The following is an 18696-nucleotide window of genomic DNA, read 5'->3' as shown; positions in this document are numbered from 1 at the left end:
TTAATCCCTCCAAATTGAAGGCGCAGGACGGCCTGTCCAGCGGCTATCATCTAAAATGATGTAAATATCGGTAGTGTCGATATAGTTTCCTTGCACATCGACAAATGGGAAGATAGTGACCTTCTTAACAACATCGTCAGTGCGGGACGGTGTGCCGTGTTTATCTCTTCTTGGTAAGTCAAGAAAGCTACTTGGTAACGTTGATGCTGAGATTAAGTTTCCGGTGACTCCTGAACCCTGTTGTGTGGTATAGCTATGTAAGTTATTGCGTACTTCATCCATAGATGTACAACCAGAAACCCCCCCGACTTTTGTACAGCTATAATCTTCTCCTAAGCCAGCGGCGCAACCTGATAGAATAAGTGACATTGTAACTATAAGTATGACTTTCATTGTCTTTCCTTATTGTTTTAAACCAAATGGAGTAGGAGGAACTGCAATCCCTTGTTGTGTCATGTCTTTGGCCAACGGATTGAGTGGTGTGTTTGTAATGATGTCTAAGATTTGATTAGAGTTTGTCGATTGCATGGCTTCTTCTGATAATTGCTGTTCGTACTCTTCTGCTTTTACAGGGTCGAGTGGGAAACCCTCGAGAAAAACGATATTGACGACGGCCCCAGGATTGATTTCAACAATAGGGTGATACAATTCAGCAAGTTTTATGTAGTAATCAGCAAGCTTACTGCCAACACTAGAGGTGGCGTTTCCGAGTAGGTTAACTAGAGCATCTTCACTGTTGATACTTTGTGTTGAACCAAGTGCTGATGTAGAGGTGGTTTGAGATAGAGCTTGTCCAGTTTCACCTAATCCCGTTAAAATCCCCGCGATACCGGCCATTTGGACAATTTTTCCATTTTTCAAAATAGTGGTACCACGAATACCATTACGACCGAAGTTAAAGGCTGTCCCTTTAATTGGAAGGTCTAAAATTTCATTATTCTCTAAAATACAGCTCATGCGATTGGTGCGTACGATGCCACGACTCGATGAAATCTCACCATAAGCGGATGCTGTGATCGTACAGTCGTTGAGGTGCGATTTTTTTCCGTTAGGTAAAACGCCTTTGTTGACGGTTTGAAATACCACAGGAGTCGTGTCTCCCTGACCTAACACGCCAGCATTTGCGTCAGCTCCTCCTGTTACCACAGCGGTAACAAAGGTGCCTGTTGGTACGTAGTTCTCGGTTGTTTTTCGGTCGCGTTCGCTTTCTGTCTCTTCCCAATGAAAATCGTGGCTATCAAAAGCATCGTTAGCAAAAGCCGCTTGTTCTGGGCCTTTATATTGCATTTCTTCGATGTCTGGATTGTCGTTAGAATAGGCTGTTGGTCTTGGCGGTAGTGTTCTAGCACCAAAAGTGGTTGGTGTATTGACCGTTGAACCGTATTGTTCGTTTGGGTTGGCTTGAGGCGCCCCCGTCATTGATTGCGCTTCCAATTCTTTAATTCTATTTTTTAGACGTTCCTCAGTTTCTTGGCTTTCCTTACGAACCTCTTGTTCGACCAATCTCTGCGTCTCGATTTTAGCTTTCTCTATCTTTCTTTCTGTTTCGTCAGATAAAGACGTCAATAGAGACATTGTTTCTTCTAATTTTTTTTCTAAATTAGACAAAGAGTTTTGTTGTAAAGACAGTGCTGATTGGTTGTCTTTTTCAGTAAAATCAGGTTCTACAATTGTGCCAAATTCCACAGGTGGAGCCGTTTCAACAGCATTGTTAGATGTGTCTGGTCTTGTTGCTCTATACACAGCAAACGCGGCAAGCGCGAGCAAAATGAAGGAGATGATCGTGATGTTTTTATTGCGGTTTTGGGTTTGTTCATTGACTTCCCCACCCTGCTCAAATTCACCTTGAGCATCACGAAATAGTTTCTTTCTCAAGTTATCTAATATCATTAGCGCCTCCACCAGTGACAACGTATAAATGTGTCGATTCGTTAGGCTTGAGATCAAACTTATCTAGTGCTGCACTTCTAGCTGCGTAACTGTAGAACTGAGCGGTTGTAAGAGTGATTGTTTTGCTAGATCTGTTAGTTACTACATAGATGATGCCTGAATAGTCCTTTCCCACAAATATCACTTGCGGGATAACGGGTAGTGAACTTTTATCTTTAGGTAAGGTTTCAGGGTCAACGTGATGGATGCTAAAGCCAGAAATTGGCCCTTTAGTGCTTCGCCATTGCATCATTGATTTACTAAAAGCGGCAATAGCTGTTGGATAATCAAAATTTCGCTGAAATACCGATTTTTCATCGGAATAACGCTGAGAAGAGACAAATTCTGTGACAATAGCTGGCGTAGCTTTTGGAGTAATGAACAAGGCAAAAAGTCTACCTTTGGTGGTCGTGATATGCGCTGTAAACGGTAAAGCGATATTGATTTTGACTGAAATCGAGCCAGTTTTATCTTTTTGGTTGCCTGTTGTAGTACAAAAGCCTCTAGGGCAAGTCATGTTTGCGATTTTGTCTGATTTTACAATCAATCGGTTAATGTTGATTGAAGACAATTGGATCGGGATGGTGTCGCCATCGTTAAATGTAAATGATGCTTTAGGCACATTATCTTTGTTGGCCAATGCTGGCTGAACAATGAAGAGCGTAGAAAGTAAAACTATAAATAACTTAGTCATTGGGTTGACCCTCTTTCATGATGCCATGCAGTTCTAACAAACCGTTGTCGTACGCCATTTGCACGATATAGGTTACTTCTTCTGCTGGAAGTTCTCTGTCACCTACCGTTTTGATGAGCTGTCCTTTTTGCTTTATTTGCATGGATTCAAGGGAAACATGCGTTTGACCTGGAAGCGGGTCAAAGCGGCTGCTGATATTGCTCTTTTGTATTTGAGTTGCGTCAGTAAGCAATAATGGTTGGATACCAGCCCATTTTTCAGGCGGTACATAGTCGAGTAGACGGCCATATTGACGAGAAACATTCGCGGGTGTGACATTGAGTTTAAGGAAGAGAAAGTACTCCCCCATCATTTGCAAGTAGGGTGCGTCAACGCTCGCCCCTGAAATAGTAAAAGCTTGAGATATTGTCGGCGGTACTAAAGTTCGTTCTTGGTGATTCATGGTGCGATTGAGAGCTAACCCTAAAACAATGCTCACTGTGGCCATAACAACAAAACCGACAAGCAATAGAACGTTCAACAACTTACTAAGAGCTATTAGATTTTTTTCGTGATGCAGTTCCATGTTCGTTCCTTAAAATAGCCAGTAGCGTTTTTGTGAAGGGGGAGTACTCTTGAAAATCTGTTGACTTACAACTCGACTCCCCCACCAATAACTGGCAAGAGCGATGATGTTTTCTCCATATTGAACTTTGATGGATCGCAATCCTAAGAACCACGCAATGGCAAAAGCCAATCCTATTGCTTGATGCTTCGCAAAAAAGAACAGCAAAAAAAGTAGCAATGCCGGTAGCACTTCATCTCTAGGTAGTCCCATCATGCGCTTGCCATGGTTGAGGTGTTTAGGGATAGAGTAAAAAAGGGGTTCATTATTCATGCTCATCATCTCTCTTTGTTTTAAGCGAGTCCGACTAAAGGCTTTACGACTTCCCAAAAAATCATACCGCCAGCGAAGCCTCCGACTGCACCTAGCCAGTTACGACTCATGAAACCACCTGCTGCGGCCCCGATAGCCCCCGCCGCTAAGATGGCGTTTTCCACTGCTGAACCATCACCAGCCGTTTCTTTGATGGTGGTTTTTCCTGCCGCAAACAGATCTGCGGCTAATGTTGGTTGGGTTGATAGGACGACAAGTGATGTAAGCACTAGCGCCTTGCTTGTGTGTTTCTTCCATTGCTGAGTAATAGCCGTTCGTTTGTTTAACATGACGTTTCCTTTTTTAGATCCACAATTTGGATCGGTTAACACCTAAAATTACGCTTTGGGTTCATCGATAGGTTTCTCCCATCGCTCTCCAAAGCGCTCTAAATGGTCAGCAAGCCTTTTAGCCGCTTCCTTACGTTTAGTTCTACCGCTCTCTTTTTTTGAGCGTTCAAGCATTTTGTTGTGTTCTTCGGCGAGCACAATATTGACGGATGTGCCTGTTTTCATATGTGCACTTAGTTGATGTGAGTTCACATATGCTAGCTATTCTATACATACATGTAAAGTTTAACTTTAAATTTAAAGTGGGATATTGAGATTTAAACTCTTACTTTTTTCAATAGGTAGGAAAATTAAGGAAGTGAATACAAATGTAGGTAAGAGTTGATGTCATTAGGACATAGGATAAAAAAAGCTAGAGAAAATAATTTAGGTATATCTAAGAAAGAGTTAGCTCTGCGTTTAGGGGTTAGTCAATCAGCTGTAAATCAATGGGAAAATGATGTTAATTTACCCTCTCAAAAAAGATTGATAGAGTTGTGTGAGGTTTTCAAGGAAAGTTATGAGTGGTTAATTAATGGCGCAAAAAACACAAATGATGATGACTTATTTGAAGTGCCATTCTATGAAGAGATTCATTGTAGTGCCGGTGTTGGCTACTACAATGGTCATTCTGATATTTTAATGATAAGTGGTCATTTGATTCCTATTCCGCCAGAAGATATAGCGAAACACACTATTGCGCTTCGTATACATGGTGATTCAATGGAACCTGCGATATCCGATAATGGTGTGGTATTTGTAGACACTTCAGATACTAAAATCATAGATGGTAAGATATATGTTTATAAAACCGATGATGTGTTAAGAGTAAAGCGCTTTGAGCATAGTGTGAGTGGCTTAATTATAAAAAGTTTAAATCCAGAATATGCGGATGAAAAAGTGTCACATAAAGAGTTTAGCCAATCTTGTATTATTGGCCGCGTACTATACAGTATTAATAAATTTTAAAGTAAAACTTTATTTGAAAAATGAGTAGGAACAGCTTAAAATGTCTTTATGTTCTTGGAGCGAAAGTGCATTACATAGCACATTACTACATAGTTTTCTATGTAGTGTATTTTTCAAGAATTAGAATGTGTCAGGTGTGAGAACCTAACTACATAGCATTCGCAAAAAAGCCGTCTTACCCCAGAGAGTAGACGGCTTTTTTGTGCCTTAAATTTAGAAGTTTGATCTTTCAGTAGATCTTGTGTAAATTGATATTTCATTGTTTGGCTTCTCAATCCAAATAACCTCAAAACTCTCTGGAATCAGATTATGAATCAACTACAATTCTCGCGCTCTAGGTGCGATCTATCTATACATACTCTCAGTCCAAGCTATTACTATGCCAGTGAACCTGTTTCACTGTACGAGTGCTTGCGTTCTGTTGGGGTGTGTTATGCAATTATCTGAGCAAAATCCCCCACTAACTAAATCTCAATACGACAAAGAGTATCGTGCGAAACGTAAAGCTCGTAAGCATGAGCTTATCGCGCTTCATCATGATATTGTCAACCGGGAACAGGAAACCAACTCTAACTTTTGCTTTGGTTTTTCTAAACGCCGTTTACTACGTTCTGGTGAGTGGGTTGATCTTCCCCATGAATACGCTTTTATCTTAAAGGGCTGTGAAGAGTTCATTGATAACCCTCAACGTTTCCCTGGTTTGTTTGCTTGGGGTGGCGCTGCAATTAATAATATCCAATGCCGAACATTAATCGCCAAAGGGCTAGCATGTATCTTGACTAATGCGGACCTTATTGGGGGGCGAGTTGGTCAACCGACTGAGGCTGGCTTGAAGCCCATTAGTTACGACCAGTTACAAGAAGATTACGCTTTGCGTTTTGGGGAGTTTATTTCACCTAAATCTTTTGCCAAAGTGATTAGATACTTACAAAGGGCTTCTTACCTGGCGACTGAACGTATTAATGTCTGTGTGGATGCTGAAGAGGGAACAGTACGAAGTGCTGCTTCCTATAAACAATTCTCAGCGACTTTCTTTAAAGACTTAAAGGTTGTGAGTTACAGCAATATTTGTGAGCTTATTATTGCTTCTCGTAAGCGTATGGAGCAAAAAGGCTTACGTTTTGAATGGTTGAGCTTCCGAACGATAGCTTCGGGTCTACAAGAGATCTTTAATGCGTCTAAGTTAAACCAAACGGCATCTTTTGTTTCAAGTTTATTCACGACTTCAAAGCACGAGCCACAACCCTCTCCCCATTAAATAACAGTGTGTATCCGCTTAACGGCGGAGGCTGACTCACGCCTGTTCTATAGATATCCATCAAATTAGCGGCTAAATCAATGTAAATCTAAGATTTAGCTGTCCTCTTCTGTTGTTTTTAACCTGGGAAAAGTGGGTTAAGTAGAGAAATTGCGTTTTTTTATAAAAGGTAGTGCAATAAGTTACCGATAGAAAGTAGGTCAAAAATACGGATGTAAAGGCTACTGCGGTTATGAGAACTTCGTAGTTAAATAAATATATAAATGAATATATAGATGAATATTAGAAATTAAGGTTCATGCTGGCTGCTATATGCTTGCATGTAGAGTCAGTATGAAGCCGACAGAGCGAAGCGGCGTCAGCCCTATCACCCACGTTAGATTGATCGATCCAAGTAAAAGACTAGAAGTACCTCCCATCAAAAGCATTCGATATCATCAAACCAAAAAAGAACAAAGAAAGCTTTTGACGGGCCCCACAGCCAGCACAGAGTCAGTAATCATAATAAGTTCAACAAAATAGCTGGCTGCGCTGTTACTTTCTTTTGTCATACGACAGGAAGCTATCTCACATATACTCTTGATTTAGTGGAACGGCCACAAAAAGCTCGAGTATTATTCAACCAACAACACATTACAGATTCTAGCAGGGCTAAGGCTTATTTTTTCTTAAGCATTAGTGATCGTTTCAAAGTCTTAAGTCCATTTATGACCCCTAATTTTATAGGCGTGTTATGTACAATATGTTAAATAGGCTACTTTAGTACAACTTTTGCAAGCTTCACTTGCAAAATCGAGAAAAGAGATAAAAACCTACCCTCTTCTTTCACTTTACCCCCTAAAAGCATTCTGAAAGTTAATTACATAATTTCACCAAATGTTAATGATTTGTAAGTCGATTTTGTTTCGCCTAGTTTTTTGATCTTAATCCTCAAAATGATCAGTTTTCTCTATATTAGTGATACTGACGCCGCTTCGCTCTGTCGGCTTCATACTGACTCTACATGCAAGCATATAGCAGCCAGCATGAACCATACGTAAACAAGGACTCATTAAACTATTCATGAAGGTGGTTGTTGTGTTGAGCATTGGTAAACTTTTGGCAAAAATTTACCACCACTATATCTAGTGGCTTTTGCACGAACCGGTTACACCACATCTTATGCTTTATCCGTTTTCCCCCAATGCTAATCAATTCAACAGCCTGATCACTGTTTTCAGCTTTCAATCTTGTTAACGTGTATGTTTATTCTTTTTATTAATAGGATTTGCATACATGGCTTTACCAACATTAATCGAAGATAAAGACCGATCTTGGATTTTTAAAGTGATCTCACAAACGCCTGAGCCAGATCTTAATGCTTGTCTGTTTGGTTTTTGGTTGGGTTCGGGTATGACTACCCTTGAGTTATGCAGGGTTCAGGTAAAGGACATACTTACTAAAAGTGGACAGTTAACGAAATGCTTTGCAATTAAGGGAGACGTTGAACGCGATTTCTATTTGTCTAATGTGAAGTTACAAAATCTAATTAAAACGTATCTCGATAAGCGAATGCAGGATGGTGATCACCCTGATTTATACAATGGCCATGATCCAGATGAACCGTTTTTCAAAAGGGCTAACGGGGCTTATTTCAAGATTAAACGCAGGGAAACCGACTCAGGTAACGTTACGTTTCACTGTAACGCTCTAAACAACCACATCAAACGGATATTAGCTGATAGTGGAATTGAGCGCCCCAGTATTCTTTCGGGGCGAAGGACGTTTGCAGTACGCTTGAAACGGCAAGGCGTTGATACACCAACTATTCACTTGATGCTAGGCAACAAAACACTAGATACCACACTCAGACTGATCGATACGGATACGGCTAGCATGTTAGCGATTGCTAATATGGCGTTTTAAATTGATTTTTATGTGCAGATAACGCACACTTTAACTAATTATGAGTGACATACGCGCATTGAGGAAGTAATGACACAAACCACAGAGAAAGAAGCCTTTTCCGCTTATTGCCGTCAGAGCGTAGGGCTTGACGCTAAAGAAGTGGCAGACATGGCGAATGTTCCCCGTCGAACTTTTTATGATTGGTGGCGAACTAGACGCACAGCCGTAGAGCTAATTATTGAAGGTATTAAACACCGACAAGAACAAAAAAGTGTGCAGTAATCGCACATTTATTTATTGACTTGTGAGCGGTATACGCACATAATAAAGTCATAGGTTAATCAATGAGGGTTACGAAATGACCGCAATTCCACTAGATACACATAAGGCAATCAAGCGTTTACAAAGCGCGGGTATGAATGAAAAGCAAGCCGAAGAAATGGTAAACCTTTTCGGTGAAATGTATGGCAATGAGGCAGCAACTAAAAGTGATCTTGAAGTGCTTCACAAGGACTTAAAAGCTGACTTAAGCGAAATCAAAACAGACTTGTCATGGATTAAAAAATTCATGTTCGGTGTTGGCGTGGCGGTACTTATCGCAGCCCTTAAATACATCTTCTTAGGCTAACCATAGTCGCCCTACGGGGCGACTCTCAGAGAGGGAATATACAGCGTTATGAAAAAGTTAATTATAACAATGGGTTGTATGTTGGTTGCATCGAGCGCAAACGCGACAACGACTGAAATAGTAGCTAAAGAGTTTGGTTTGGCTATGGTCGATTCCTTAGTTGAGCTTCAATTACAGACCGCTTGCGGTACACATATTTCTAATGCTGGTAAGCAAATAGTAACTGTCGATTCAGACTGCATTTCTAATGTGAATGAACTACTCAAAACGTTAGAAGCTGAACCAAGTGCAACCGACTTGGTAAGCAAGGTCAGTTCGTTTATGGATGCTAACAACATCCCAAAAACTCTTTAATGGGGAAAATATGACTCAATGCAGCACAAATTGTGGCAATTTCGCTGTTACTGGCGGCAAGTGTCACGACTGTTTAGAAGATACTAACGAGCCAGTAGCGTTTAAATGTAAGCGCTGCGGAACTCCTGTCATCGAGTATCGGATTCCATACTGCCCGACTTGTAAAAGTCACAGTGATTTCGAAGATACACCAATTAAAGGTTAACCAGAGGGAAAATATGGAAGTCAAAGAGTTAGGCCAACTTACAAACTTCACTGTATCGGCAATAGATGAAATTACAGGTGAAGAAATGCCCGTTTTAGTGTCAGTTTTAAATGATTTAAGCCGTGTGGTGGTTTCGTTTAAAGCCATACAGATTGGCGCAACTTTCACGCGCTTATCTTTAAGAAAACTAGCAGCGTTTGGTGATTATTCTCTGGTTATCAGTGAAAAAGAATACATGCCAGAAATTACATTTTCGGTAACGCTTATAGAAGATGATTTTTTCGCCCTAAGCGAGCACCCTTTGTTATCAGAACACTTATCAGTTAACGATCTTGATAATCTTGATAGCCCGATGATGCAAAAGTTAGAAGAGGGACTTTGATGCACCAATCAAATGAAAATTGGCATGAAGAGTGGCTTAAAAGCGAAGAGGCCGAACGTCTAGCATTTAATGACTGGTGTAAAAGCGAAGAGGCACAACAGTTAGCGGCTAAAAAATGGCAAACAGACAGTTTCGATGGTGTTTATATAGGCGTGTCGAATGTTAATGATGATCTACCGGAACAATCATGCGCAGAATCAGCTATTCAAGCGGTTCAGTCCGAGCGCAATGTTTCTGTGAAAATGTTGTTTGTTGATGTCCATAACAAATCAGAAGGCTTTGAATATAACGCGAAGAACGTGGAAATGTTCTTGATATGTCAGAAAGAAATACTATGTCGCGTTTACGGTAATTCTGTGCCTAATAACGCATACATATCATGTTATTAGCTTAATGGGGGAAATTGAAAACATGAAACGTGCGGCACTTTTAGAGCGTTTGACGCCTTTTAAATCCCAAAGGGATATTGAGCTAGCTATCGAAACTCTTAATGAATCTGATAGCGACGATTTGACCAATGATGAAATTGGTAGCGTTTGGGAGTGGGTTAGTAAGTCACTAGATCACGAATTTTCGGACGATGAAAATCATCCCACTTGGCAGCTTGAGTTAGAGCTATCGCAAGCATACAAGCGAGAGCAATTTGTTAAGTCTGACGTATCTCAATTGAAAGATGCGTCTATTGGTGAATCAGTGGCTAGCAATGCAGCGTTCAAGTTCGACTTAAAGCAAGATAACGAAGCGTAGAGGGAAAATCGTGAAAAGAATTATATATTTGTCTGGATTGGCTCTATTAGCGTTTTTGTTCGTGCTTTGGTTTGCAGGTTATAAAGATAGCACTTTGTTTTATTCACCATTTAAGTAATGAGGGGAGTTTGTGACTCGCAAGCATGCTGCATTCATCTTTGTATGCCAAAGCGGAACGCTATCTATTGTCACCTATCTGTATATGACGGGTTTTTTCGATACTGAGGGTGGTAAGTATGTTGATTTGTTTTTGAGCTACGGGGTTTTACCTGTTGCTTGGTTGCTAATTGCAGTTCAAGCATGGCAAGTCTACAAAAATCGCAATTAAGAGGGAAAATAGATGAACCAAGAAATTCTAACAGTTGAGATTGTATCCCAACGTTTAAAAGAAGTTGTTAGCCCTGACTACGTTTGGCCTGAAATGCCGACAGGGTGGCAACTAGAGTTCATTGTCTATCCAGATGGTGAAGTGAATATGGATTTTCTTCATCCCGTATCTTGTGCTTTTTGGTCGGAAGATAATGGATTCTTAGAGACTCCTTATACTCAAGATAAAAAGCCCGTCACAAGGCACTTGCTTGATAAGTGTGGCGTTCCTTACATGACGACTTTTGGACACGCAACAGTAAGCGACAAGCCAAAAGAAAGTCACTTAAAAACGGTTTAACGACTCTCAGGGGGAAAATTTGTTTTTTACTTCTTTGATTGGAAAATCAAGTTAGGGATTATTCTCACTGTAGTTCTTGGCCTAAGTGGTGTCGTTAGCTTTATTTACGCATGGACAGCACCAGTCCCAACTGATGCTTGGTCGGCAGTGTCCAAATATCTAAATTATCGTTGGTTTGCTTTCTTTGTTGTCAGCACATTGTCTATTGGTGCGGCAACAATGAAGTATCACGATAGAACACTAAGACGTTTACAAGTTCATTGACGCCAAACTATCTAAAGATGGTCGCATTACGTCTGTAGACGTTTCTAAAGCGTTCGGTCTTGGCCGTCAAAAGGTTAGCGGGGTCTTTACTAAGTACCGCAATGACTATCCTCAAAACATGCGCCATGACGTACATGAAAAGTGCTACGTTCGAGGTGATGACTTTGAAGCGGTACTACTTATTAACGTATCACCAGAAGAATACCTAAACGCTGTCAGTGTTGTTTTCTGTGAACAGCAAAACTAAGAGGAAAAATCGATGTTTAATCAGACGGTTACAGTTGAAACTACAGAGTTGGCCAAAGCCATAAGTTTATTAGCAACTAACAATTTAAAACCTGAAAATGTAAGAGCGATAAAAGACAGCGAAGGTAATGTTCATTGTGTGCAGTTGGGGTTATTTTCTTATACACAAAAGTGCAATGCTATGGGTATAACGAATACGCAAGTACTAGACCACACCAGAATCAATTTAATTAGTGGTCAATACCTGGTGGTCGCCTTAAAACCAAGTGAGGTCGCTAAGGCATTAGGTTTTCAATTAGATGAATGATTTTTCTAATGATGATTTAGACTTATTGAATAAAATTAGTGCATTACCAGTAATCGATTAGTGGAGAAATCTATGCCTGTATTAAAATTTTTGGCTTTAGTTGGGATTGTTACGTTAGTTTGGTTTGGTCTTGTCGACCTTTTTCATAACTATGGAGCAATGGTAGGGATACCGAGCCTGATTTTCGTTGTGTTGGTTGGTAGGTATCTCTCAAGAATTACCCTGGCCAAACTAAAAGAGAAAAAAGTTAAACAAGAACGAGAATGTTGATTTAGTAAGATATACCAGAAAGCAAGCAGTTATCCGCTAGTTATCCCCTGAAATTGTGTATAAATTATAACCGTTCACTTTTGCATGCAAAATCCTGTTTTTTCTTATTGACTTTTTATGTCGTTATCCGTAGTATGAACCTTGTAATCAGGCGTTAACGCCAGTCTCAAAGGAGTAATACAATGGGTAAAATCGTCGCAATCGGTAATGAAAAAGGTGGAGTCGGTAAAACGACTTCTGTTGTGAATTTAGCTTACTACTTTTCTCATGTGCGCAATAAAAAAGTGTTGGTTGTAGATATGGACCCGCAATGTAATTTGACGGATAAGTATTTTGATCAAGATGATGAGAGTAAAGCGAAACCCGCCTCTATCACTCGAAAAGTCGGTGAGGCTAATGTCATTTCATTCTTCGATGAAGAGTTCTATGGTAAGCCTGTCGAACTCAATTCTAATCTTCATATCTTTGGTGCTACTTTCAACATCAGCAGTCTTAACAACTGTACAAACGATGAAATTGGCTTCTTTGCTGACAACATCAATAAATTGTCTGAACAATACGACTACGTATTTATCGATACCGCCCCTTCTGTTGGAAACCTGCAATACTCGGCCCTTATCGCGTGTGATGGTTTATTAATTCCTACCACAGCAGAAGAAGACAGTTTTCAAGGTGTATCGAAAATTCTTAAGTCTGTAGCGCGTATCAAAAACACTTATGGTTTGGATGTATCTGTATTAGGTATGTACCTAAACATGGTGAAAAAAGTCCCAACTCAATTGCAAGATTACTTCGCTACTAAGTTATCTGAGGATTATGGCGACCTGGTATTCAAGACTCAGGTGATCCATACAACTAGAGTTTCAGAAGCCTCAGCGTTCAAGCAAAGCATTATTGAGTATGACGCGAAGAAAGCTGAATACATCAATATCGATGCTTTGATGCAAGAGTTTGAGTTGAAAGCGGAGGCGTTGTCATGAGTAATAAAAAAGACTTTAAAGCCTTAATGAAAAACAAGTCCAAATCGTTGCTCGATGAAGAGATCAACGAAGTAAAGCCTGGTGAGAGCGTTGTTCTGATCCCTAAAGAGGACATCTATTCATCTGAACAGGTACGCAAATTCTTTGATGAAGAGTACATTGCCGAACTGTCTAAAAACATGGACGATATCGGCCAGCTTCAACCCATCGTTGTGACTCACAAAGATATTCGTGGCTACAAAATACAAGTGGGTGAGCGTCGTTGGAGAGCGGCCAACCTGAGTGACAAAATTACTCACGTAGAATGTTTGGTGCGTGACGCGGGAACCGTGTTAGCGCAACTATCAGAAAACCTTCATAGAAACGACCTTACTCCTTTTGAAACGGGCCGCGCTTTAGAGCTGATAATGGAAGAGCAAGGGATTGTTGAGAACAAAGATCTAGCCAATGTTGTGAGCTTGTCTGAATCTCGTATTAGCGCTTTTCGAAAGGCGGCTCAATGCCCTCCTTATATTGAGCTTGCTTATCACAATGGCATTATCCGTGATGTTGATACCGTCAACTCTCTACGTATTGCAGGAGAACTCAGTGAGGCAGAAACAAAGAAACTTCTTGAATCCCCTGTTTCACGTAAAGAAGCTAAAGAGCTCGTAAAAAGCTTAAAGGCTTCTAAGAAAGAGGCTAAATCAAAACCAGTTGATGAAGAACAACCCTCCCCTGAACATCAAGAAGTTACGAATGAGGCGCCTTTAAATGAAGTCACTCAAACGAAAGTATCTGGTGCTACCCCTACCCCGCAAAATAATGGAATAAGAATATCGTTTGAGGGGGAGCAAGGCTTCATTGATCTCAATGGCCAAGCTGAAAGTGGCCAAATCGTTATTGTACTTGATGCTAGTCCAGGGAAATTGACTGTACCAGCCAGAGATATCTCAGTGATTGGGTATCACTTGATAGAACATGGCCACTAATAAAAAGAAGCTGGCTCGAGTCGTGAATACACATCGAGCCAACCTAATTAAGTTGTACTCACTAAACTTTGAAGGCAGTGCTACTCAAGCCATTGAACAAATAACGACTAGAGCGGTTGAACGGGCCTATGTTGCTCATAGGCCCCCACCCCCAGGTGAAGTAATGAAAGCTTGGGTTATTGAAAGTCGTGCTCCTCAATGGGCTTGTAGGGCCACTTTTGATTTGTTGATTGAACTTGATTGGTTGCCAAATACTGATATTGAAAAAGCTATTGCAGCTCGCTTTCTCCTCTTGAATGACTACCCAATCAGTGAAAGTTGGAAAGCGTTATTAGGCGAGTGGTTAGAACTTGCCAAGCAAGCACAAAAAGAGAACTCAGATGAATACGAATAACTACAATGAAACTCTTAAAGATGAATACCGTACATTAGTTGTGGCGTTTTTTAACACCGTTGAAGAGCAACGCGAAGACCGCGAACTTAGCGCTCGTATGCTGTTTGAAATGGCTAAATCCAAATCGCTCACTGATAAAGAATCAATGAGCGCGGATTGGTTGCGCAATCGTGTTTACCAACCTCAAAAATATAAGCACCTTCCCCAATGGATCGCTAAATCTGCATACTATTGCCTTATGGCTAGAAACTGGACTCCTACGAAAAACAGTGAATGGTTTGTAATGTTGGCCTTTTACGTTCGTGAGTTTGGTGGTGATACACCAAGTTATGAGGCTCTGAGTCAAAGCCTCCCTGCTAACCTAGAAGGTGAATTAGGTTTTCAGTGGCTTAAGGTTTGCGTCAATGCAGTGAATGACATCAAAAAACAAAAACAAGAGAATCCGTCATGAGTTTTTCATATGAACAAAGAATTAAGCACTTACATGAGCTCTCTCAATTGCCTAGACAATCGCTTTGCTTTCAGCTTTTAACGATCATGAATCTTTGTCATCTAGACTTGGATAATGGCAAGGTTGAACGATTGAAATCAGATGATGAAACCTGTTTCTATGAGGCTAATTCGCTTAAAGAACAACTACTGAATGTACCGAGTCTTAGTAACTCTCATAAGGTGCTCTATCTCCTACTCGATGCGGGTTTTATTGAGCGCAGAGTGTTGGACAAAGATGGCCAGGTTGTTATTGGTGATAACTATCAAAGAAATACGGCAAAGATTTTTTGGCGTATGTCTACAAAAGGGTTAAGCGTTTTCAGATAAGTACAGATTCAAGGGATTTATTATGGATGAAGAACTATTTAAATATTGGGATTCAGATAAGGCCAAGAAAAAGCAAACCGCGCTCACGCGTTTAAGTAATGGTTTAGCTAAGGAGCTTTTAGGAGACCGAAATACTAAGTCGCTGTTTAGTGATGAAGAAGTTGAAGCTATCGAAAAAGCTAGAGAAGCCCTGGATAGTGTTAAATATAAATTCACTCACCTTAAAGAGAAACGACTTAGAGACGAGCAAGAAAGAAAACGAGCTAAAGACGCTAGACAGGCTTTAGCTAAGAAGCTTTCTATTGCATACATTAAAGGCTCAGGCTCGTACCCTCTCACGACTTTTTCTAGAAATCACTTCTACCTATTATGTATGTTGAATGACTTACGAATCGGTTACACGCTTAGTTTCAACGATTTAGATGTTGAGGATTCCAGTGGTGTGGTAACTCATGATGAAGAGCATTTTCGACGAATGAGAGATTACAATGTTGATACTCTTAAACGAGAGCTAGAAGAACGTGTGATTACTTGGGTTCTCGGTGCCTGGACGTATTCTGGAGAGTTAATAAATAAACCTGAAGCGAGACTAGCTGATCTGACTTCAAAGCTCGATGCGGCTTTTGTAGGTACAGTCGATGAAAGATACAAGGGGCAAATAGAGCGTCTTGAAAAATATAATCGGGCCATTGATGCAAAAGTTAAACGATCTGAATTTAAGATTGTTCAAGATTGATTTGAGCGATATCCCTTCTTTACTTCTTTTAACGTTCTTTTCTATCAAACTCAAAGAGCTTTAAAGCGACACTCGATTTTGCATGCAAAATTGCTCATGATTAATTTAGAGAGTATGAGAATACTTCTGTTAGGCCTAACTCAAAGGTCATTGGACGCGTGGAGAGTGACTTTCAATTTCGCATTGTGACTTTTGCATGCAAAATTGGACTAGCACAAACCTTACGCGGGTATGGAAGGATTATGTGTCTATTCTTCAGAGTTAGTATCGATATATGACTACAACGTATTTTGGTGATTTCTTACCGGACGAGTGTTTACGGCGAAATTGCTAAATGTTTAGCTGAATACATCAATGTTGATGCTAATCATGAATGATTTTCCTATCCAAGTTCGATTCAATGCCAGTAAAAGCGTTGATATGGAAATGTGTAAACGATATGAATAGTCTGGTAGCCGTGCCGGCACATTAAGAACTGATGTGCTTTATCAAATGGTACTCGCTATGGTATAGGCCAATTATAACGGTTCGATTAAGAGCGATGAGTTGTAGAAAATCATTGAATTAGTTGATGGTTCATCGTCCCAGGATGAAAATAAAGAGCTAGTTTAAAGGATATGAATGATCTTGGGGGATAGGAGAGTTAGTCTCTCCCTAGAACAATTAAGCCCTGCCTTGGGCGTTACCCTTCGGGCAAGGCTTTTCGCTTGTATCTTTCACCTATGGCCTAAGAGTGGCATCACCCTGATGAGTCACTGCGTGCCGCCCCAGAATGTGCCTCTCTACAGTCCCTATCTAAAAGGATATCGCTGCAATCCTGAACGCCTGCGCCTCGTCATTCTTCCTCGTTGCCGCTTGTCGTGCCTCCTCACTCCTTTCACTGACATCCATTAAGTTCGAGTAAGGGCTTGTTGCCTTATGTGCCGATTTTCCTTTCGACTCGCATCATTTTATGGGGCTCGCAGGCTGTTAACCCTCCTAAATCAGAACCTTCTCTGCAAGGGTAAATGAACGCTTCGCGCCCCTGCAGAGAAGAACCCTGTTTGAGGTAGGGACAGCCAAGCGGCTCCATAAAAGTGATACTCAAACAGAAAGGAAACTCCTCATGGCACAACGACATTCAAGCCCAACTCTCTCTAAATTGATGTTCAGCGACCAGCGTTTCGCCGCTGGGCACGAAAGCTCACCAAAAAATGATATCTCTAGTCCGATCGTTGAACGTGCAGTTCGTTCGACTGTTTCAGCTACGGTTTCAAAAGGACTTATCTGGGTGAATTCCACTGACTTTAATTCGAGCGTTCGAGCGGTCAAAGTGCATGAGATTTTACTTAAGGAGTTTGGTTATACCGATTCTTTGATCTTGGAGGAAAGCCAGAAAGGAAAAGGGGTGAGCATTAGCGTATGTGACCGAGTGACGACTGTGAAACAGATGCGAGAAGATTATGCCTACGCGAAAAAAGAAGAGAGAAACGTTGAAACGACCGCTAAGCATCAAGAAATAGCGAAAGACCTTCTGACTAGCTTGTATGGCCAATAACACGGACTGAGCGCCGCCCATCACGACTTTAAATATTAAAAGGGATCTATTATGTCTGTACTTGCTAACTACTCTAATCACAGCCTTTTCTCTGTAGAAGAAAAAGATATCTTGAACCATGCCGCGAGCATTTTAAAATCTAAGTTGTTTGTGTCAGAGCAGACGCCACTCAACTCCCCTGAATTGGTGAAGTCATTTTGTCAGACTTCACTCGCCTCCAATGAAAGCGAAGTGTTTGGGGTGATCTTTCTTGATAGTCAGCATCGAGTTTTACGCACAAAAGAGATGTTTAACGGCACCATTGACGCCGCATCCGTTTACCCGCGTGAAGTGGTCAAGGAGTCACTGGCCACAAATGCAAGCGCGGTCATTTTTTATCATAACCATCCCAGCGGTGATGCCACACCCAGCCAAGCCGATCGACGTATTACTCGACGACTGACCGACGCGTTAGCCTTGGTTGATATTCGAGTACTCGATCACTTCGTGGTGTCTTTTGAAGATGTGGTGTCGTTTGCGGAGCGTGGTTGGATATAACCATTAGTTAGTGAAAAATGTCTCTCATTCACGCCTATTCTGGCGTGAATGACTTCGGTAACGTAATGCAGTAAACTAAAGACAATTAAATAAGGTTTCTATTATGTCTGAATCAAGCAAAGTCACATTAAGCGTTGAAGAGCTGATCAACCTAACCGCTCATGCTGCCACTCAAGAGCAGTTAAATGATACGCGTAAAGAACTCGATCAGAAGATCGAAGCGGTTCGGAATGAGGTCCTGGGGGTTCGTAATGAAGTGAGTTCCCTTAAAAACCTCATTATTGCAACAGCCTTCGCGATGATTGCGACGGTAGCCGGTGCCGCGTTTTGGGTTGGTAGTCATATCAACGTTTAATGTTCAAATATGTTTTCTGAAATGCCTCTTATCCTAGAGGCATTTTTTTTTCCTTGTGATTGCTGTGTACGTTTGGGTTTCTGCGCTAAAAGAGGTTGAGCCAAAGGCTCGACCGCAAGCGGTCGTCAAACCGGCTCTCAGTACCACAGTACGCCCATTTGCTCTGTGCTTGATTATATTGCTTTGTCATGGTGCCACTTTGTGGATTTATGCCTTATAGGGCTTGATAGGCGGCTTTTTTATTATGACGGTTTAAGGCTGATTTGAAGCACAGTGTCATGGTAAGGGCTTCGATTGGGCGTTACCCTTCGGGCA

General features: G+C 41.0%; 30 protein-coding genes. 23 read left to right on the top strand and 7 right to left on the bottom strand.

From position 1 onward, the window contains the following. The 7 genes from traV to BCT49_RS12150 are packed head-to-tail and all read right to left on the bottom strand — an operon-like array spanning position 1 to position 4054. Positions 1-369 (bottom strand): type IV conjugative transfer system lipoprotein TraV, encoded by a 369-nt coding sequence (traV, locus tag BCT49_RS12180; RefSeq protein WP_241904653.1) that lies wholly within the window; start codon positions 367-369, stop codon positions 1-3. A gap of 33 nt (positions 370-402) precedes the next feature. Beyond that, positions 403-1890: a TrbI/VirB10 family protein gene (locus BCT49_RS12175; protein WP_102383339.1), complete on the bottom strand. Its 1488-nt coding sequence runs from the start codon at positions 1888-1890 to the stop codon at positions 403-405. Beyond that, positions 1877-2623, bottom strand: coding sequence for a type-F conjugative transfer system secretin TraK (traK, locus tag BCT49_RS12170; protein ID WP_102383340.1), 747 nt, complete (start codon positions 2621-2623; stop codon positions 1877-1879). Before traK ends, BCT49_RS12175 begins: the two co-directional genes overlap by 14 nt. Next, positions 2616-3188 carry a type IV conjugative transfer system protein TraE gene (gene traE, locus BCT49_RS12165; RefSeq protein ID WP_102435448.1) on the bottom strand — a complete coding sequence of 191 codons (573 nt, stop codon included), beginning with the start codon at positions 3186-3188 and terminating at the stop codon, positions 2616-2618. The genes traK and traE overlap by 8 nt, the downstream gene beginning before the upstream one ends. A 9-nt stretch (positions 3189-3197) precedes the next feature. Further along, positions 3198-3500, bottom strand: coding sequence for a type IV conjugative transfer system protein TraL (traL, locus tag BCT49_RS12160; RefSeq protein WP_102383342.1), 303 nt, complete (start codon positions 3498-3500; stop codon positions 3198-3200). Between the two features lie 20 nt (positions 3501-3520). Continuing rightward, positions 3521-3829, bottom strand: a complete 309-nt coding sequence (traA, locus tag BCT49_RS12155) for a type IV conjugative transfer system pilin TraA (RefSeq protein WP_102435446.1) — start codon at positions 3827-3829, stop codon at positions 3521-3523. A gap of 48 nt (positions 3830-3877) precedes the next feature. Beyond that, entirely contained in the window at positions 3878-4054 is a 177-nt protein-coding gene (locus BCT49_RS12150; RefSeq protein ID WP_102435444.1) for a TraY domain-containing protein, read from the bottom strand. A 159-nt stretch (positions 4055-4213) separates the two neighbouring features. On the opposite strand from BCT49_RS12150, the gene BCT49_RS12145 reads away from it, so the two are divergent. The 23 genes from BCT49_RS12145 (at position 4214) to BCT49_RS12030 (ending at position 18381) form a co-directional block, all read left to right on the top strand. After that, positions 4214-4837, top strand: coding sequence for an XRE family transcriptional regulator (locus BCT49_RS12145; protein ID WP_102435442.1), 624 nt, complete (start codon positions 4214-4216; stop codon positions 4835-4837). Positions 4838-5270: 433 nt separating this feature from the next. Next, positions 5271-6095, top strand: coding sequence for a hypothetical protein (locus tag BCT49_RS12140; RefSeq protein ID WP_102435440.1), 825 nt, complete (start codon positions 5271-5273; stop codon positions 6093-6095). Between the two features lie 1275 nt (positions 6096-7370). Next, positions 7371-8000 carry a site-specific integrase gene (locus BCT49_RS12135; protein WP_102435438.1) on the top strand — a complete coding sequence of 210 codons (630 nt, stop codon included), beginning with the start codon at positions 7371-7373 and terminating at the stop codon, positions 7998-8000. Between the two features lie 69 nt (positions 8001-8069). Next, complete coding sequence (locus BCT49_RS12130; protein ID WP_102435436.1) at positions 8070-8264, top strand: hypothetical protein; 195 nt, start codon at positions 8070-8072, stop codon at positions 8262-8264. Positions 8265-8340: 76 nt separating this feature from the next. Further along, on the top strand, positions 8341-8610 hold the full coding sequence (locus tag BCT49_RS12125; protein WP_070965044.1) for a DUF1640 domain-containing protein: 270 nt from the start codon (positions 8341-8343) through the stop codon (positions 8608-8610). 48 nt (positions 8611-8658) lie between these two features. Next, complete coding sequence (locus tag BCT49_RS12120; RefSeq protein WP_102435434.1) at positions 8659-8964, top strand: hypothetical protein; 306 nt, start codon at positions 8659-8661, stop codon at positions 8962-8964. Between the two features lie 218 nt (positions 8965-9182). Continuing rightward, on the top strand, positions 9183-9551 hold the full coding sequence (locus BCT49_RS12115) for a hypothetical protein (RefSeq protein WP_102435432.1): 369 nt from the start codon (positions 9183-9185) through the stop codon (positions 9549-9551). Beyond that, entirely contained in the window at positions 9551-9940 is a 390-nt protein-coding gene (locus BCT49_RS12110) for a hypothetical protein (RefSeq protein ID WP_102435430.1), read from the top strand. Before BCT49_RS12115 ends, BCT49_RS12110 begins: the two co-directional genes overlap by 1 nt. Before the next feature lie 22 nt (positions 9941-9962). After that, positions 9963-10298 carry a hypothetical protein gene (locus tag BCT49_RS12105; protein WP_198595850.1) on the top strand — a complete coding sequence of 112 codons (336 nt, stop codon included), beginning with the start codon at positions 9963-9965 and terminating at the stop codon, positions 10296-10298. A gap of 130 nt (positions 10299-10428) precedes the next feature. Continuing rightward, a complete protein-coding gene (locus BCT49_RS12100; protein WP_032548257.1) occupies positions 10429-10626 on the top strand; it encodes a hypothetical protein in 198 nt (65 codons plus the stop codon). 12 nt (positions 10627-10638) lie between these two features. Continuing rightward, the gene (locus BCT49_RS12095) at positions 10639-10965 is read left to right on the top strand and encodes a hypothetical protein (RefSeq protein ID WP_102435428.1); all 327 of its coding nucleotides are present in this window, start codon (positions 10639-10641) and stop codon (positions 10963-10965) included. 382 nt (positions 10966-11347) lie between these two features. After that, positions 11348-11476 (top strand): hypothetical protein, encoded by a 129-nt coding sequence (locus BCT49_RS26285; protein ID WP_277869420.1) that lies wholly within the window; start codon positions 11348-11350, stop codon positions 11474-11476. Between the two features lie 12 nt (positions 11477-11488). Beyond that, on the top strand, positions 11489-11782 hold the full coding sequence (locus tag BCT49_RS12080) for a hypothetical protein (RefSeq protein ID WP_102435422.1): 294 nt from the start codon (positions 11489-11491) through the stop codon (positions 11780-11782). 72 nt (positions 11783-11854) lie between these two features. Further along, positions 11855-12052 carry a hypothetical protein gene (locus BCT49_RS12075; protein ID WP_102435420.1) on the top strand — a complete coding sequence of 66 codons (198 nt, stop codon included), beginning with the start codon at positions 11855-11857 and terminating at the stop codon, positions 12050-12052. 182 nt (positions 12053-12234) lie between these two features. Beyond that, on the top strand, positions 12235-13032 hold the full coding sequence (locus BCT49_RS12070) for a ParA family protein (RefSeq protein WP_016787194.1): 798 nt from the start codon (positions 12235-12237) through the stop codon (positions 13030-13032). After that, on the top strand, positions 13029-14003 hold the full coding sequence (locus tag BCT49_RS12065; protein WP_102435418.1) for a ParB/RepB/Spo0J family partition protein: 975 nt from the start codon (positions 13029-13031) through the stop codon (positions 14001-14003). Before BCT49_RS12070 ends, BCT49_RS12065 begins: the two co-directional genes overlap by 4 nt. A gap of 163 nt (positions 14004-14166) precedes the next feature. After that, positions 14167-14397: a hypothetical protein gene (locus BCT49_RS26160; RefSeq protein WP_241904656.1), complete on the top strand. Its 231-nt coding sequence runs from the start codon at positions 14167-14169 to the stop codon at positions 14395-14397. Beyond that, positions 14384-14848 (top strand): hypothetical protein, encoded by a 465-nt coding sequence (locus tag BCT49_RS12055; protein WP_102353092.1) that lies wholly within the window; start codon positions 14384-14386, stop codon positions 14846-14848. Before BCT49_RS26160 ends, BCT49_RS12055 begins: the two co-directional genes overlap by 14 nt. Then, on the top strand, positions 14845-15216 hold the full coding sequence (locus BCT49_RS12050; RefSeq protein WP_102353091.1) for a hypothetical protein: 372 nt from the start codon (positions 14845-14847) through the stop codon (positions 15214-15216). The genes BCT49_RS12055 and BCT49_RS12050 overlap by 4 nt, the downstream gene beginning before the upstream one ends. Before the next feature lie 22 nt (positions 15217-15238). Continuing rightward, positions 15239-15952, top strand: coding sequence for a hypothetical protein (locus tag BCT49_RS26155; RefSeq protein WP_241908064.1), 714 nt, complete (start codon positions 15239-15241; stop codon positions 15950-15952). A 1105-nt stretch (positions 15953-17057) separates the two neighbouring features. Next, complete coding sequence (locus BCT49_RS12040; RefSeq protein WP_102435416.1) at positions 17058-17489, top strand: hypothetical protein; 432 nt, start codon at positions 17058-17060, stop codon at positions 17487-17489. Positions 17490-17540: 51 nt separating this feature from the next. Further along, on the top strand, positions 17541-18026 hold the full coding sequence (radC, locus tag BCT49_RS12035; RefSeq protein WP_016799664.1) for a RadC family protein: 486 nt from the start codon (positions 17541-17543) through the stop codon (positions 18024-18026). 103 nt (positions 18027-18129) lie between these two features. Next, positions 18130-18381 (top strand): hypothetical protein, encoded by a 252-nt coding sequence (locus BCT49_RS12030; protein ID WP_016766833.1) that lies wholly within the window; start codon positions 18130-18132, stop codon positions 18379-18381. The last annotated feature ends 315 nt before the right edge of the window (positions 18382-18696 follow it).

This window comes from Vibrio lentus, from assembly GCF_002875945.1.
In the GTDB taxonomy this organism is placed as follows: Bacteria; Pseudomonadota; Gammaproteobacteria; order Enterobacterales; family Vibrionaceae; genus Vibrio; species Vibrio apostichopi.
The sequence above is the reverse complement of the archived record's forward strand: the minus strand, read 5'-3'. Positions and strand labels throughout refer to the sequence as shown.